Annotated in this window: 17 protein-coding genes; 12 read left to right on the forward strand and 5 right to left on the reverse strand. The window is 37.5% G+C overall.

The window, feature by feature from the left end:
* The first annotated feature begins 146 nt into the window (after positions 1-146).
* A complete protein-coding gene (locus PDT38_RS07630) occupies positions 147-965 on the forward strand; it encodes an alpha/beta fold hydrolase (protein WP_270800280.1) in 819 nt (272 codons plus the stop codon).
* 32 nt (positions 966-997) lie between these two features.
* Here PDT38_RS07630 and PDT38_RS07635 read toward each other — a convergent pair whose 3' ends face one another.
* Complete coding sequence (locus PDT38_RS07635; RefSeq protein WP_270800281.1) at positions 998-1234, reverse strand: DUF1871 family protein; 237 nt, start codon at positions 1232-1234, stop codon at positions 998-1000.
* Between the two features lie 133 nt (positions 1235-1367).
* On the opposite strand from PDT38_RS07635, the gene PDT38_RS07640 reads away from it, so the two are divergent.
* The gene (locus PDT38_RS07640; RefSeq protein ID WP_270800284.1) at positions 1368-2531 is read left to right on the forward strand and encodes a MalY/PatB family protein; all 1164 of its coding nucleotides are present in this window, start codon (positions 1368-1370) and stop codon (positions 2529-2531) included.
* A gap of 11 nt (positions 2532-2542) precedes the next feature.
* Here the strand turns inward: PDT38_RS07640 and PDT38_RS07645 are convergent, their stop codons facing one another.
* A complete protein-coding gene (locus PDT38_RS07645; RefSeq protein WP_270800286.1) occupies positions 2543-2731 on the reverse strand; it encodes a hypothetical protein in 189 nt (62 codons plus the stop codon).
* 83 nt (positions 2732-2814) lie between these two features.
* Positions 2815-3432, reverse strand: coding sequence for a 3'-5' exonuclease KapD (gene kapD / locus PDT38_RS07650; RefSeq protein WP_270800289.1), 618 nt, complete (start codon positions 3430-3432; stop codon positions 2815-2817).
* A gap of 167 nt (positions 3433-3599) precedes the next feature.
* Between kapD and PDT38_RS07655 the strand changes: the two genes are divergently transcribed.
* The 3 genes from PDT38_RS07655 (at position 3600) to PDT38_RS07665 (ending at position 7193) form a co-directional block, all read left to right on the forward strand.
* Positions 3600-4826, forward strand: a complete 1227-nt coding sequence (locus tag PDT38_RS07655; RefSeq protein ID WP_270800290.1) for an MFS transporter — start codon at positions 3600-3602, stop codon at positions 4824-4826.
* A gap of 80 nt (positions 4827-4906) precedes the next feature.
* Complete coding sequence (locus PDT38_RS07660) at positions 4907-6784, forward strand: transglycosylase domain-containing protein (protein ID WP_270800291.1); 1878 nt, start codon at positions 4907-4909, stop codon at positions 6782-6784.
* A 25-nt stretch (positions 6785-6809) separates the two neighbouring features.
* The gene (locus tag PDT38_RS07665) at positions 6810-7193 is read left to right on the forward strand and encodes a thiol-disulfide oxidoreductase DCC family protein (RefSeq protein ID WP_394356257.1); all 384 of its coding nucleotides are present in this window, start codon (positions 6810-6812) and stop codon (positions 7191-7193) included.
* A 109-nt stretch (positions 7194-7302) separates the two neighbouring features.
* Here PDT38_RS07665 and PDT38_RS07670 read toward each other — a convergent pair whose 3' ends face one another.
* The gene (locus tag PDT38_RS07670; RefSeq protein WP_270800292.1) at positions 7303-7860 is read right to left on the reverse strand and encodes a DUF5366 family protein; all 558 of its coding nucleotides are present in this window, start codon (positions 7858-7860) and stop codon (positions 7303-7305) included.
* A 285-nt stretch (positions 7861-8145) separates the two neighbouring features.
* Here PDT38_RS07670 and pssA point away from each other — a divergent pair, with 285 nt between their 5' ends.
* The 3 genes from pssA to PDT38_RS07685 are packed head-to-tail and all read left to right on the forward strand — an operon-like array spanning position 8146 to position 9974.
* Positions 8146-8676 (forward strand): CDP-diacylglycerol--serine O-phosphatidyltransferase, encoded by a 531-nt coding sequence (gene pssA / locus PDT38_RS07675; RefSeq protein WP_270800294.1) that lies wholly within the window; start codon positions 8146-8148, stop codon positions 8674-8676.
* A gap of 6 nt (positions 8677-8682) precedes the next feature.
* A complete protein-coding gene (locus PDT38_RS07680; protein ID WP_270800296.1) occupies positions 8683-9165 on the forward strand; it encodes a DedA family protein in 483 nt (160 codons plus the stop codon).
* 17 nt (positions 9166-9182) lie between these two features.
* Positions 9183-9974, forward strand: coding sequence for a phosphatidylserine decarboxylase (locus PDT38_RS07685; protein WP_270800298.1), 792 nt, complete (start codon positions 9183-9185; stop codon positions 9972-9974).
* Between the two features lie 45 nt (positions 9975-10019).
* On the opposite strand, the gene PDT38_RS07690 is transcribed toward PDT38_RS07685, so the two are convergent.
* A complete protein-coding gene (locus tag PDT38_RS07690; RefSeq protein ID WP_270800299.1) occupies positions 10020-10232 on the reverse strand; it encodes a hypothetical protein in 213 nt (70 codons plus the stop codon).
* Positions 10233-10456: 224 nt separating this feature from the next.
* Between PDT38_RS07690 and PDT38_RS07695 the strand changes: the two genes are divergently transcribed.
* Genes PDT38_RS07695 through PDT38_RS07710 form a run of 4 tightly spaced genes read left to right on the forward strand, consistent with a single transcriptional unit; the run spans position 10457 to position 15099 of the window.
* On the forward strand, positions 10457-12859 hold the full coding sequence (locus PDT38_RS07695; RefSeq protein WP_270800300.1) for a Na+/H+ antiporter subunit A: 2403 nt from the start codon (positions 10457-10459) through the stop codon (positions 12857-12859).
* Positions 12856-13287, forward strand: coding sequence for a Na(+)/H(+) antiporter subunit B (locus PDT38_RS07700; RefSeq protein WP_270800302.1), 432 nt, complete (start codon positions 12856-12858; stop codon positions 13285-13287). The genes PDT38_RS07695 and PDT38_RS07700 overlap by 4 nt, the downstream gene beginning before the upstream one ends.
* Positions 13287-13628, forward strand: coding sequence for a Na(+)/H(+) antiporter subunit C (locus PDT38_RS07705; protein ID WP_270800303.1), 342 nt, complete (start codon positions 13287-13289; stop codon positions 13626-13628). Before PDT38_RS07700 ends, PDT38_RS07705 begins: the two co-directional genes overlap by 1 nt.
* Positions 13621-15099 carry a Na+/H+ antiporter subunit D gene (locus PDT38_RS07710; RefSeq protein WP_270800304.1) on the forward strand — a complete coding sequence of 493 codons (1479 nt, stop codon included), beginning with the start codon at positions 13621-13623 and terminating at the stop codon, positions 15097-15099. The genes PDT38_RS07705 and PDT38_RS07710 overlap by 8 nt, the downstream gene beginning before the upstream one ends.

Consider the following 15099-nt stretch of genomic DNA (forward strand, 5'->3'; position numbering starts at 1 on the left):
TCACTTGTTCAAGGAATCTTCTGAATATTATAGCATGTTTTCCAACGAATCACAGCGTTTTAAAATTTTTTTCGGACATGATAATAATATTGGCGAACTGTCTTGACCACATACATGAAAGAAAACCATTCGGAGTGATGTTAAATATGTCAACAAAACCGTTTATAAAATCGATTCAAGGGGTTGAAATATATTATGAGTATTACAAAAATCCTGACAAAACAACGCTAATTTTGATACACGGATTTCTTTCCTCTTCATTTTGTTATCGAAAGATCATCCCTCTTTTAAAGGATGAATTTAACTTAGTCGCTATTGACCTTCCACCGTTTGGTCAATCAGAAAAATCACGAACGTTTGTCTATAGTTATCGGAACATGGCTAAGGTCATTATCAAGTTAGCGGAACTATTGAACATTCAAGAGGCCATTTTAGTTGGTCATTCGATGGGCGGACAAATATCGCTTTATGCTGTTAAAGAAAAGCCTGAATTATTTAAGAAAGTCGTTTTGCTATGCAGTTCTGCGTACTTAAAAAAATCGCCACCTTCGCTTATTTTCGGGAGCCATATCCCTTACTTTTATTTATACATTAAACGCTGGCTCGCAAAACAAGGCGTCCTAGAAAATTTACGTAATGTTGTTTATAACGCCTCTTTGATTGATCAAGAAATGATTAACGGTTATTCAAAACCGTTTCTTGATGATCGGATTTTCAAGGCTCTCACACGGCTAATCCGCCATCGAGAAGGCGATTTATCTTCTGATGTCTTAAAAGAAATAGAAGTTCCATCCTTATTGATCTGGGGAGAAGAAGACCGAATTGTTCCCTTGCAAATCGGGGAAAGACTTCATCACGATTTGCCAAATTCTACATTTTATGTCTTAAAACAAACTGGACATCTTGTCCCTGAAGAAAATCCTGATTTTATTTCTGACAAAATTGCAAATTTCAGTTTGATGTGAAAAACCGCCGAATATGAAACGGCGGTTTTTCTTCAACAGGAACTTGCATTTTTGATGATTAAAAGCTGTTCTGCCAAGTGGATACACTCTCTTAATGCTAAAGATTGGTCAAATGATAAATCAAAAATGGTCTGAATCGTTTGTCCAAGTTGCTTAGCATTGTCTTCTGTATATACAAACTGAACAATTTCCGCTGCTTCTGTCTCATAACCATCAGGCCCAATTTCAAAAGGGTCCCATTTTTTTATCAACTGGATCATTTCTTCCATATGAATCACCACTTCGTCTGTTTTTTCAAAAAAAATTGTACCAAAAAGAATTCCACAATTGTATCATAAATCCATTGCAATCTAATGGAATCACCGTTAATGTAAACAATAGATCAAGACATGAGGTGATATCATGGATTTTAATACAACACATAAGAGACTTGGTACTCAATCTGTAAAGTGGGATTTGACGAATGAATTATTCGGTGTAAAAGATGCGCTACCAATGTGGGTAGCAGATATGGATTTTCGTGCGCCTCAAGAAGTGATTGACGCTCTTTTCGAACGCTTGGAACACGGTGTTTTTGGTTATACTTCAACAAGTATGAAAACAAAAGAAGCTGTTGTCAAATGGCTTAGTAAGCGCCATGGTTGGGAGATCGAACCATCATTTATTACATTTAGCCCCGGTGTTGTGACAGCTCTGGCAATTGCCGTTCAAGCATTTACCGAACCAGGGGATCAAGTGATCGTCCAACCGCCTGTTTATCCTCCATTTTTTGAGATGGTTAAAAAGAACGGACGATCTTTGTTACATAACCCATTAATTGAAACTGGCGGTCACTATGAAATGGATTTTGCTGATCTTGAGAAAAAATTTAAGGATCATGATGTCAAGCTTTTCATTCTTTGCAACCCTCATAATCCGTCTGGACGGTCTTGGACAAAAGAGGAACTATTAAAACTTGGTGAACTCTGCCTTCACCATCAGGTAACTGTTATTTCTGATGAAATTCACTCTGATCTTATGTTAGACGGGTTAAAACATACACCGTTCGCTTCTCTATCTCAGGAATTAAGTGAACTGTCAATCACATGTATTGCTCCAAGCAAAACGTTTAATTTGGCAGGTTTGCAAGCTTCAGCAATCATTATTCCCGATCATGCAAAAAGATCGACCTTTACAAAAGTGCTTGAGCGCCTTGGCCTTACATCTTTAAACACGTTCGCAGTCACGGCCATTGAAGCCGCCTATACTAAGGGAGAATCATGGTTAGACCAGTTAATTCCTTATATTGAAAACAATATGAATGAAGTCCGCCGCTTTTTAGAAAGCGAACTGCCTGAAATAAAAATTTTCAAGCCTGATGCTTCTTATTTGTTGTGGCTTGACTGTCGAGCATTCGGTCTATCAGATCAGGAGATGAAGCGCAAGCTGCTTCATCAAGGGAAACTCATCCTTGAACCCGGACCGAAATACGGTCCTGGAGGGGAAGGATTTGTTAGAATGAATGTCGCCTGTCCTTTGTCTGTCGTAAAAGATGGTCTGAACCGATTAAAAATGGCCCTTTCATAAACACATTTCTGTTAGCTATCTTTCTGATTTTCGTTTACTTTTTGTATGAGTTTTTCGGCTTCTTCTGCTTCTTTTCTAGAACGTTTTACAATCAGCCGGAATACCATAAACGCAGCGATAAAGAAAATAACGAGTGTAATAAAAGAAGGTATGTACTCCCTTTTATCTTCAGGAAAATATAACATAAACTGAACCAACATGATTCTTCCTCCCTGAAATAGATTAATATTATCATATCAAATGAAGAGCAAATAACCCAATCAACAATTGCTGATTGGGTTATTTATGTGGCTTGGGGAAATACTTTAGAAAGGTCGATCCGCTCGCCGATTGTTGTTGGTTTAGGTTTTCCTAAATATTGTTTATCACGTTCAACCAGTTGAAATAATTTATATGTTGTCATCGCATCATCAAGTGCTTTATGTTGTTTACCCATGCCGGAATCACCATATTCTTCAGCTGCTTTCCACAAATTCGTTAATGTTTTATCGCCAAAGAAATTTTTATATTCCATTGACAAATCCCTCATTTCTCCTTTAAATGGAAAGGATATATGGTTAAATATGCAGTTTTGTTTTAAAATTTTCATGTCCGTATTGCCCCAAGTTATAATGACGCTATCTTGTTTGGAATCAAGCGCCTTTAGTTTTTCTATTAAAGTAGCAAATGTGATTCCTTGATCAACCTGTTTCTGTGTAATATTTAAAAATGTTTTACAGCGTCTCGTTAATTTAGGGAATTTTTTCGGTTTTACATAGCTCGAAAATGTCTCAATCACCTGATGATTAGCCGCTTTAACAACCCCTGCTTCAATGATTTCCGGAAAAAAATTTTGCGGACGATATTTTCCTTCAGGCATCGTAAATTCAAAATCAATCACTAGTATAGTGCTTGACTTCACTTTTTTCTCACCTGCCTTTCTTTCATCATTGTCTATTTCATTTTCCCTTTATTATATCATTATATTTCTCTACCTTAATTTTATTTTCTAAAAATAGTGAATATTTCATCAATCACCTACTATTTTTTGAATCTATCGTATTTGTTTTATAATGAAACAGAATGTAAATGTTTAAGAAGGTGATTCACATCTCTGTTTATAAGAAAAACCTATTGATCATGTGGTTTGCAAATTTTTTGGTTTCCGCCAGTGCTACCATGGTTTTGCCGTTTCTTTCGTTGTATATTAATACTTTTGGCCATCATTCGAACGGTTTTACGGAGAAATGGAGCGGCTATGTTTTTGGGATTACATTTTTGATGGCTTTTTTAGTCTCCCCTTTTTGGGGAAGATTTGGTGATCAATACGGGTATAAGAAAATACTGCTGATTACAGGGTCCGGAATTGGAACGTGTATTCTCCTCATGTCCGTTGTTTCTTCTGTATATGAACTGTTTTTTCTGAGAATGGTAATGGGTCTTGTTACCGGCTTTATTCCAACATCGCTGGCCATGATTTCAGCCCAGACACCTAAAAAACTAGCTGGGAAAGTGCTCGGCACTCTCCAAACAGGAACAGTCTCAGGAGGTTTATTCGGTCCATTGTTTGGCGGGTTACTTGCTGATCATGTCGGCTTTACCTATACCTTTTTTATTACAGCATTCATGATTTACGGGTCTGTTTTTCTTGTGTTTCTCGGAGTTCATGAACGACCATTGAAATCGAAGCGAACCCAGTCTGTTACTTATTCAAGAAAACAAGTATTACAAGCGATTTTTAACAGAAAATCGTTGCTCACAATGATGATCTTAACCGCAGTCATTCAAATTGGTAATTTTAGCATTCAGCCTTTACTCGCCTTGTATGTTGCTGAATTGCATGGCACTCAACATCTTGCTTTCTTTTCGGGATTAGCTTTTTCAGCAACCGGTCTTGGCAGCCTTCTTTCTGCGAGAAAGTGGGGACATTGGGGTGACAGGTTTGGTCATGGGAAAATTTTGATTATTCTTTCGCTTTTAGCAACCGTTTTTTTTATTCCACAAGGTTTGGCATCATCATATCAGATTCTCATCATTTTTCGCTTTTTATTTGGTATCGCTCTCGGTGGAATGATCCCCTGTATAACAGCTTCCATTCGAATTCAGGCCCCCGTGGCCATTCAAGGAGAAGTGCTCGGCTATAATGTCAGTTTCAGATTTTTTGGCAATGTCATCGGTCCGGTGCTTGGTGGGGTACTTTCTAGTCATTTTGGTATTTCCACTACCTTTTATACGACAGCTTTTCTATTTTTCATCGGAGCCTGCCTGTTGTTTATTCAAAGATTTCAGGAAAAAAAAGCGAAATTTGAAAACTAAAAACTTCAAAATCTTATATTTTAGTCTTCTCGACATCTAAAAATAATGATACGATATGGCTAGAATTTACTGAAAAGAGAGTGACAAATTTGCGTGCTATTATCGGTTGGATTTTAATTATTATATTAATTCCTATATGTGCTTTAACTGTTATGTCTTCACAACAAGAAGTAACGAAATTAAAACCTTTGGACCAAGTATTAGATGAGAAGATAGATATAAAGGATATCGGCCTTGTACAAAATAGTTACATGTATGATGCTGACGGTGCTCTCATTTCTGAAATCGTCTCAGACCATCAAAACCGGGTGTTTGTTTCTTATAAGAATGTTCCTGAACATGTTAAACAACTGTTTCTAACATCAGAAGACCGCCACTTTTTTCAGCATAAAGGTTTTGACTTTATCGGGATTGCCCGTGCTGCCGTTTCCAATGCCAAAAATGGTGGTATTAATCAAGGAGCCAGTACGATTACACAGCAGCTTGCGCGCAACTTGTATTTAAGCCATGAACGCACTCTGAATCGCAAGCTAGCAGAGCTCCTCTACTCTTATCAGCTAGAAAAAAAGCTGACAAAAGAAGAGATTTTCGAGAAATATTTAAATACGATTTACTTTAATAACGGGGTATATGGTATTGGTTCAGCTGCTTTGTTTTATTATAGTAAACCACTGAAGTCTCTTACCCTAGCGGAAATGGCTTTTATTTGTGCGATTCCTAATAACCCTACATTATATGATCCTTTAAAACATTTTGACTCCACAAAAACCCGTCAGGAGCGGCTTCTGAAAGGGCTAAAAGATGCGAAGGTAATATCTGAGAAAGAATATAAAAAAGCGATCAAAGAAAAGATTAAGCTGCACGTTCAAGAAAAGAAGGATTCATATCCCGATTACACAACTTATGTGAATGATGAGTTTACTGAATTGGTTTCGGCTTCAGAAGGCTTTGACAAACGCTTAAAAGAAGCAAAATCAAAGGAAGAAAAGAAGAAAATTGAAAAAGAGTTGTCTAACCGAATAAGCGCTCTTCTAACGAAAGGAATCAAAATTCATACAGCACTTGATACGACAATGCAAAACAGACTTGGCCAACAAGTCGCAGGCCAACTACCATATCAAGGAGTAGAGGGTGGAGCAGTCGTGATTAACCATCAGACACATCAAATTGTTGCGATGTCAGGTGGGAAACATTATAAAAAATATGATTTTAATTTAGCATACCAAGGTTATAGGCAGCCTGGCTCATCCATTAAACCGCTGCTTGATTACGGACCTTACCTTGAAGAAACAGGGGCAACTTCTAGTAGTATGATTGATGCAAGCAAATTTTGCAGCAAAAATTACTGCCCGAACAACTACAATGAAAAAACGTACGGAACTGTTTCAATTAAGACAGCCTTCAAGCATTCTTATAACACACCTGCTGTCAGGATGTTGAACCAGATCGGAGTTGAAAAAGGATTCGGATATTTAGAACCATTCGGATTCAAAAAAATTGTTCCGGAAGACCATCGGCTCCCTGCCGCTCTCGGCGGATTTACTGACGGTTTTTCACCACTTGAGATGGCAGATGCCTATACGACTTTTGCCAATGATGGAAGTTATATTTCCAATCATGCCATTACAAAAGTCACAGATCTTAAAGGCAAGACTCTATTTAAATGGGAAAACAAACCAAAACAAGTTTATAGTCTGCGAACGAACAATGAGTTGCGTAAACTTTTAAAGGCAGTCGTTAAAGAAGGAACTGGACGAAAAGCAAATTTCAAGAGTACCTATATTGGAGGCAAAACAGGTACGTCAAACGGGTTTAGGGACCTGTGGTTTGTCGGGTTAACTGAAAACTATACGATGAGTGTCTGGGTTGGAAAAAAATCAAGTGGAAATGTCGAATTTCTTCATGATGTTGGACCACAACTTTTAATTTGGAAAGGAACGATGCAAAACGGATACTAAGCATGACAAAGAACCTGAACGTATCATCCTTTTTGATGGTGTCTGCAATTTTTGTGATAGGTCTGTCCAATTTGTTATTAAACATGATCCGGAAGCTTTGTTTTCATTCGCTTCCTTACAATCTGATATCGGACAAAAACTTCTAAAGAAATATCAGTTACCAGTGGAACACTTTGATAGTTTAATTCTGATTAAAGCTGGTCAAACTTACAGGAAGTCAACTGCAGTTTTGCATATTGTCAAGAGCCTCCCAGGACTTTGGCGTTACCTAGGTATATTCCTTGTGATTCCAAAGCCGCTCAGAGATGGTGTATATAGCCTGATAGCAAAATACCGTCACAAATGGTTTGGCAAAAAAGAAAAATGCCTGATTCCAGATCATGATATAAAAAAAAGGTTCTTATCATAAAAATACCTTCAGGTGTTTTGTACGTGAAAAAAAGCGTTTCTGCTACTCAAATCCGTCCACTGGACTAATAAGGCTACCATATCCATTAGGTATGGTAGCCTGAACTTTTTTACACATTTATATTTGTTTGAACACTGTTATAAAGCTTCATAGCCAAATATATAGTTCCAATAATAAGGAGGAACCAAAATAGCAGTTCAAACAAAATGAAGCCGATTAATGAAGGGAATGACATTGTACTCTGTATAACGTAAACAACAAAAATAAAGTAAGCAAGTGTTGACAAAATGAATAGACCAGCAATTCCCACAGGAAATTGAACAAATATAAATGATAAAAGGCCTGCTCCCAAATAAATGCTTGAGCAGATCCTGATTTTTTTTAGATTCACACCCTCAGGATCTTTCGTAAAAAATAACAAACAAAGTTCTGTTATGGTATTAGCAATTAATTTCAGCGCTGACAACACGATAAAGAAAACAATCGCAAAGGCAGCAAACAAAGCCAATCTAATACCGTTTGTTGAGAAATGATCAAGCATTCCTTCATAAATGCCAAAAGATGATAGCAGCTTTATCGCATAGGGAATAGCAGACATCGCTAGTGATGAACTAAAAAGTAAAATTGCAATAAACGGAAAATAACCTGTTACATAAGTATTTTTCATAATAAGATCCTTTCTGATATGTTCCATTATTTATTATGTACGACTTTGGTACCTGTTGACAAGAATATTTTCCATTTGAAATCATGATTTTAAAATTTTTCAACATACACTCTCTCACATTGGCTTATTTTCTTTAAAACTAGTAATTAGACTCGTTTCTTATGGTATGATGGATGAATCAGGAATTGTATAGGGATATTCTTGCAGATGCGAATAAAATCGTATAGAATTTTATTGCTTAAATTCTTTTCCATTATGGGTTTAATTTAAAGGATGCGAAATCAATTGAAAAAAACAATACCGTCTTTAATTACAATTGGAAATTTAACTTCTGGCTTAGCCTCTATCCTTTTGGCATGTAAAGGATTACTATCACTGGCCATCATCTTTGTACTGGTTGGTGCGATTTTCGACAGTCTTGATGGCATGTTTGCACGCAAGTTAAACGTTGTAAGCGTGTTCGGAAAAGAACTAGATTCATTGGCTGATATTGTCACTTTCGGGGTTGCACCAACTCTTATTACATATTCAACAATTTTTCAGGAAACACCGCTATTAGGTATTCCTTCCACTATGTTGTTTCCGATTTGCGGCGCTCTACGGCTTGCCCGTTTTAACATTCAATCGGAACAGGAATATTTTACGGGACTTCCGATTACTGCTGCAGGCGTCATTTTAGTCATCTTGAATTTTTTAAGTGACGTGATCAGCAAAAAGATGTTCATTTTTATTACCTTATTCCTATCCTATCTCATGATCAGTAAACTGAAAGTGATCAGTCTAAAAGGCAAAAAAATATTGAAGAAAGTGAGCTAGGTATTAATGGATCTTGCAAAAGAATTAATTTCTCTATATGGGTACTTCGCGATATTCGGACTTCTTGTACTCGGCATTATAGGCCTTCCCATCCCCGATGAAGTCATGATGACATTTGTCGGGTATATGTCCTCTATTCATATTCTAAACTACCAGTTATCAATACTGATCAGTTTTCTAGGTGCCTTTTTTGGAATGCTAGTTAGCTATTTTCTTGGAAATAAGATTGGCAAACCACTCTTAGATAAATACGGGAAATGGATTGGACTGACAGCAAAAAGACTTGAAACCGTTCATCACTGGTTTAACAAATACGGTCCATGGACCATTGTTTTTGGTTATTTTATTCCCGGTGTTCGCCATGTGACATGCTATCTTTCTGGAATGAACGAAATGAAAATGAAAAAGTTTCTAATATTTGCTGGTGCGGGTGCATTCATTTGGTGTCTCGTTTTTATCACGATTGGCTATACAATCGGTGTCATCTAACAGAAGGAGTGAACAGCTTGAAAAAGCAACTTTATCGATTTTTAATCGAACTCACAAATAGAAGAATCATTTCTCTAGCGTTAAAAAAGTTTGCTCAATCAAAGTTAAGCAAACCCCTTATCCGCTCCTATATTAAAACCTTTCATCTCAATACAGAAGAAATGCTTGAGGACGTTCATTCGTTTAATAGTTTACACGAGCTGTTCATCAGAAAATTAAAGAATGAAGCACGCCCATTATCTTCTGGTTTTGACAACTTGATAAGCCCTGTTGACGGAATGATTGAGGAAATTGGGAAAATCTCTGCTGAAAAACAGTTTATCGTTAAAAACAAACCGTACTCTTTAGAAGAAATGATTGGTCATTCCGAACTAGTGAACCGTTATTTTGATGGAACATATATTATTATTTATTTAAGCCCTAAAGACTATCATAGAATTCATAGCCCAGCCAATGGCAAGCTTGAAAAACAATACATACTTGGAAGCACTTCATATCCGGTGAATAAAATGGGGTTAACCTATGGAAAATCACCACTGACAAAAAACTACCGGATGATTTCTGAATTCAAGCATCAATATGGTTCGGCACTGTTGGTTAAAGTCGGAGCCATGTACATTAATTCAATCGTTACTTTAACGGATCAGAACGAATGGCGGCAGGGTGAGGAAATTGCTTATTTTTCATTTGGTTCAACTGTTATTTTGCTGTTTGAAAAAGATACGTTTGTTCTAAATGAGCGTATCTATCCTTCATTGAAAGTCAAAATGGGAGAAGTTTTAGGCTGTTTAATCAAAAGAAAATCATAATCAGAAAAAGGAATCTGCTTCTTTAGACGGATTCCTTTTTGATTTTTAGCGTCTCTCAACTTTAATATATTCTCTTGGTTTAAAGGATTCACGTTTGTTTCTGCGGTTTTTTAGCTGAACGTAACCCGCTGGGTATTGACGCACTTCACTTTTTCCGGTCTGAGGTATGTTTTCGCGATTCATTTCCTTGTTCATCATGAATGCACCAGTAAAAAGTGAACAAAATAAACTTAGGCTGACAAAAGCTTTTTTTCTCATCTTTTATCACCTCAAGCTTAGCTTGCTCTAAAAAACTTTCCATTATACAAATGCTTTATTTTTTGTTAAAATTATTTTCAAGTTCAAACGACCACATAAACACAGTTTTATGCTAGAACATGCAGCTGATTAAAATTTGAGTTATAATTTGTCTAGGTCGCCAGTTCTAAAAAAAGTACATAAACGTTTTTCATTTGATACAAGATACTTAAAGGAGGTTTATAATGACGGCTCTACATATTGCTATTTTATCGCCGCTTGCGTTTGCCTTTTTCATACCGCTACTGGCGAAATATGTCCGAAGGATCCATACTGGATGGTTCGTCCTGATTCTCCCTGCTTTATTATTTATTTATTTTTTGCGTATGATCGGGATGAGTGCAAACGGTGAAACATTAAAAGCCGAACTGGCTTGGATTCCGTCCTTTGGTATTAATTTTACAGCCTATATTGATGGATTAGGATTACTTTTTGCCCTACTGATTACCGGAATAGGGTCTTTAGTCGTTCTCTACAGCATTTATTATCTGTCCAAAGAAAGAGAACAGCTCGGATCGTTTTATGTTTATTTACTGATGTTTATGGGAGCAATGCTTGGTGTTGTTCTCGTTGATAACGTTATTGTACTTTATGTGTTTTGGGAATTGACCAGTATCTCTTCTTTTCTATTGATCGGCTATTGGTATAAGCGGGAAAAATCACGTTATGGTGCGACTAAATCTATGCTGATCACAATTTTCGGTGGCCTTGCATTACTTGGGGGATTCATTCTTCTTTATATCATGACAGGATCGTTCAGCATTAGGTCCATGGTTAGTCAGACTGACATCATTTTATCGCATGACTTATTCATTCCGGCTCTTGTGCTCATTTTAATTGGAGCGTTTACAAAATCGGCACAATTCCCATTCTATATTTGGCTGCCAGATGCAATGGAGGCGCCAACACCAGTCAGTGCTTATTTGCATTCAGCCACAATGGTTAAAGCTGGAATATATCTAGTTGCAAGATTTACGCCTATCTTTGCTTTTTCTGAAGTATGGTTTTGGGTCGTTTCGATTACAGGGCTTATCACCCTTTTTTGGGGATCATTCAATGCTGTCAAACAAACCGATTTGAAATCGATTCTAGCGTTTTCTACAGTTAGTCAGCTTGGCATGATCATGTCAATGCTTGGCATTGGTTCGGCAGCTTTACATTACAATCATTTTGAATATTATCTGGTTTCAATTATTGCTGCTATTTTTCACTTAATTAACCATGCGACATTTAAAGGTAGTCTGTTTATGGCAGTCGGAATTATCGATCATGAAACTGGAACAAGAGATATTCGTAAGCTTGGCGGTCTGATGACGATCATGCCGATTACCTTTACGATTACACTTATCGGTGCTTTTTCAATGGCCGGCTTGCCGCCATTTAATGGCTTTCTGAGTAAGGAGATGTTTTTTACAAGCGTACTCAGAATTTCAGAATTCAATTTGTTTCATGTGAGCACATGGGGGCCTCTATTCCCTATATTGGGTTGGACGGGAAGTGTATTTACGTTTATTTATAGTATGGTGTTATTATTTAAAACATTTGGAGGAAAATATCAGCCGGAAAAACTGGAAAAACCAGCACATGAAGCACCACTTGGCATGCTGATTTCACCGGTTATCCTCGGCTCGCTCGTCGTGATTTTTTTCTTTTTCCCGAATATTTTGTCATATCGGATTATTGAGCCTGCGGCCGAATCGATTATGCCTCATTTGTTAGCGGGAAATGAAAAATTCAAAGTCAAACTTGAAGGGTGGCACGGACCTTCGCCAGAGTTATATATGACAATCGGTGTTGTTGTACTCGGAATCCTTGCCTACCTAACACTAACCAAATGGAAAAAAATCTATCGTCTATTCCCTGAAAAACTGACACTCAATACATTATATGACCGCACTTTGTATGGTATTGAAAAAACTTCCAATAAAGTGACAAGAACATATATGACTGGTTTTCTTCGTGATTATTTAGTCTATGTTTTTCTGTTTTTTATTATGATGATTGGTGGTTCACTCGTGTTAACGGGCGGTTTTTCATTTGATACGAAAGGGAATGCAGAAATCGGTGCTTATGAACTCGTCCTATCTGCAGTGATCATTGCTGCTACTCTGACAACGATTGTGGCAAAATCAAGGTTGACAGCAATTATTGGACTAGGTGTGATCGGCTATACGATTGCATTATTTTTCGTCATTTTCAGAGCACCTGATCTGGCACTGACTCAGCTCATTATCGAAACAATTTCTGTGTCACTATTTTTACTATGCTTTTATCATTTACCAAAACTTTCATTTAAACCAAGAACGGTCAAGTTCAGAGTCACTAATGTGGTCGTTTCCATTGGGGTTGGAGCAGTTGTGACACTAGTGGCATTAGCTGCAAACAGCCAACATACTTTAAATAGTATTTCAACTTATTTCATTGAAAACAGCTATAAACTTGGCGGTGGTCATAATATCGTCAATGTCATCTTGGTTGATTTCAGAGGATTTGATACATTATTTGAAATTACTGTGCTTGTTATTGCCGCGCTTGGAATATACGGAATGATCAGACTGAGATTGGAGAAGAGGGGAGAAGAGCAATGAAAAAACAACAGACAAACGACGTGATCTTGCAAACCGTTACAAAGATCGCTTGCTTTATTATTTTGCTCTTTTCTTTCCATATCTTTTTGGCAGGTCATAATAATCCTGGCGGTGGTTTTATCGGAGGATTGATGACCGCATCATCATTCGTTCTCTTACTGCTTGCCTATGATTTGAAAACAGTTCAGAATATTCTGCCGGTCAATTTCATTTATGTGGCAGGAACAGGACTTCTTATTTCGATTTGTACGTCAGCCGGCTCATTTTTGTTCGGAGCTCAGTTTCTCACCCATTCATTTGGTTATTTTGATCTTCCTTTGCTTGGGAAAACAGAGCTTGCCACAGCCGTATTATTTGATATTGGTGTTTATCTAGTAGTGGTCGGTGTGACCATGACCATTATTCAAACGATTGGAGAGAGAGAATAATGGAAATTTTAATGGCTTTCATTGTTGGTTTTTTATTCATGGCAGCCACTTACTTAATGCTGTCAAAAAGTCTTTTGCGCGTGATAATCGGAACGGCCGTTCTCAGTCATGGTGTCCACCTTCTGTTATTAACAATGGGCGGCTTAAAAAAAGGAGCCCCTCCCATTTTAAATGAGGAAGCGACATCTTATGTTGATCCACTACCACAGGCTCTGATTTTAACAGCGATCGTCATTGCCTTTGGTGTCACCTCTTTTTTACTGGTCATGGCTTTCCGTGCCTATCAAGAGCTGAAAGTGGATGATATGGATCAAATGAGGGGAAATGATCAACATGAATAACTTAATAATCTTACCAATATTGATTCCTTTATTAGCAGCAGTTTTGCTTATATTTATGAATAAATCAATCAAGCTTATGCGTGTGTTCAGTGCCATATCTTCCTTTACAGCTGTAGTTGTGGCTGCCGTACTCGTTCAAACTGTGTTTACAGACGGTATCCAAACCTTGTATCTTGGCGGCTGGAAACCACCGTTTGGCATTGTTTTAGTTGCTGATCAATTTGCAAGTCTTCTCGCTTTAACGACGGCAATCATTGGATTTTTAACTGTGCTATATTCATTTCGTTCAATCGGAGAACAACGGGAACGCTTCTTCTATTATTCTGCAATCCAGTTTCTTTTAGCAGGTGTAAGCGGGGCGTTTTTAACTGGAGATTTGTTCAACTTGTTTGTGTTTTTCGAAGTTCTCTTAATGGCTTCATATGTATTGATCGTAATCGGCGGTACAAAGATTCAACTTCGGGAATCTTTGAAATATATTGTTTTTAATATTATTTCTTCCGCTTTATTTGTGATCGGTGTAGCTTATTTATATGCTGTAACGGGCACATTAAATATGGCTGATTTGAGTGTTCGCATTAGTGAGTCCGGACAGACTGGATTGATCACCGTTATCGCCGTATTATTTTTAATCGTCTTCGGGCTAAAAGGTGGTATCTTCCCACTCTATTTTTGGATGCCGGGTTCATATTATGCACCGCCTGCACCAATTGCAACATTGTTTGGTGCTCTCTTAACAAAGGTCGGAATGTATGCAATCGCTCGTGTCTTTACATTAATTTTTACGCAAGATGCTGCCTTTACCCATCAATTAATGATCTGGCTGGCGGCGCTTACCATCATATTTGGTGTTATCGGTTCTATCGCCTACTGTGATGTTCAGAAAATCATCATCTATAACATCGTAACTGCAGTCGGGGTTATTCTATTCGGGATTGCTGCAAACACACCTGCTTCTATTGAAGGGTCTATCTATTATTTGATTCATGATATGATTATAAAAGGTGTTTTGTTTATGTTAGGCGGAGCGCTGTTTGCACTGACCGGAACAAACAACTTAAAGAAAATGGGTGGTCTCATTAAAAGCCATCCCGTGCTTGGCTGGATGTTTTTACTATCTGCAATATCTTTAGCTGGAGTTCCTCCATTCAGTGGGTTTATTGGTAAGCTAAAAATCGCTGAAGGTGGTTTTAGAAGTGGAGAATTCGTGATTACCATGCTCATGCTGTTATCAAGTCTGCTCGTATTATATTCCGTTGCGAAAATTTTTATTTACGGTTTTTGGGGAGATGAACAAAAAGATACTCAGATAAAAGGATCAATAAAAAGTTACATCTTTCCTGCTGCAATATTGCTCGCTCTGTCACTTGCTATCGGAATTGTTACAGAGCTTGCCGCTCCATACTTTCATCAAGCAGCTGACACATTGGTCAACCCGAAAACATATATTGAAGCCGTTTTGAAGGAGTAG

It is taken from the genome of Bacillus changyiensis (assembly GCF_027706145.1).
GTDB classification, from domain to species: domain Bacteria; phylum Bacillota; class Bacilli; order Bacillales; family Bacillaceae; genus Bacillus; species Bacillus changyiensis.

What these genes read in the sequence shown, in the direction of transcription:
- PDT38_RS07655 (WP_270800290.1), top strand. Translation starts at nt 3,600, where the DNA reads ATGTTTAAGAAGGTGATTCACATCTCTGTTTATAAGAAAAACCTATTG.
- PDT38_RS07630 (WP_270800280.1), top strand. Translation starts at nt 147, where the DNA reads ATGTCAACAAAACCGTTTATAAAATCGATTCAAGGGGTTGAAATATAT.
- PDT38_RS07635 (WP_270800281.1), bottom strand. Translation starts at nt 1,234, where the DNA reads ATGGAAGAAATGATCCAGTTGATAAAAAAATGGGACCCTTTTGAAATT.
- PDT38_RS07645 (WP_270800286.1), bottom strand. Translation starts at nt 2,731, where the DNA reads ATGTTGGTTCAGTTTATGTTATATTTTCCTGAAGATAAAAGGGAGTAC.
- PDT38_RS07690 (WP_270800299.1), bottom strand. Translation starts at nt 10,232, where the DNA reads ATGAGAAAAAAAGCTTTTGTCAGCCTAAGTTTATTTTGTTCACTTTTT.
- PDT38_RS07710 (WP_270800304.1), top strand. Translation starts at nt 13,621, where the DNA reads ATGAATAACTTAATAATCTTACCAATATTGATTCCTTTATTAGCAGCA.
- PDT38_RS07640 (WP_270800284.1), top strand. Translation starts at nt 1,368, where the DNA reads ATGGATTTTAATACAACACATAAGAGACTTGGTACTCAATCTGTAAAG.
- PDT38_RS07700 (WP_270800302.1), top strand. Translation starts at nt 12,856, where the DNA reads ATGAAAAAACAACAGACAAACGACGTGATCTTGCAAACCGTTACAAAG.
- PDT38_RS07695 (WP_270800300.1), top strand. Translation starts at nt 10,457, where the DNA reads ATGACGGCTCTACATATTGCTATTTTATCGCCGCTTGCGTTTGCCTTT.
- PDT38_RS07705 (WP_270800303.1), top strand. Translation starts at nt 13,287, where the DNA reads ATGGAAATTTTAATGGCTTTCATTGTTGGTTTTTTATTCATGGCAGCC.
- PDT38_RS07680 (WP_270800296.1), top strand. Translation starts at nt 8,683, where the DNA reads ATGGATCTTGCAAAAGAATTAATTTCTCTATATGGGTACTTCGCGATA.
- PDT38_RS07670 (WP_270800292.1), bottom strand. Translation starts at nt 7,860, where the DNA reads ATGAAAAATACTTATGTAACAGGTTATTTTCCGTTTATTGCAATTTTA.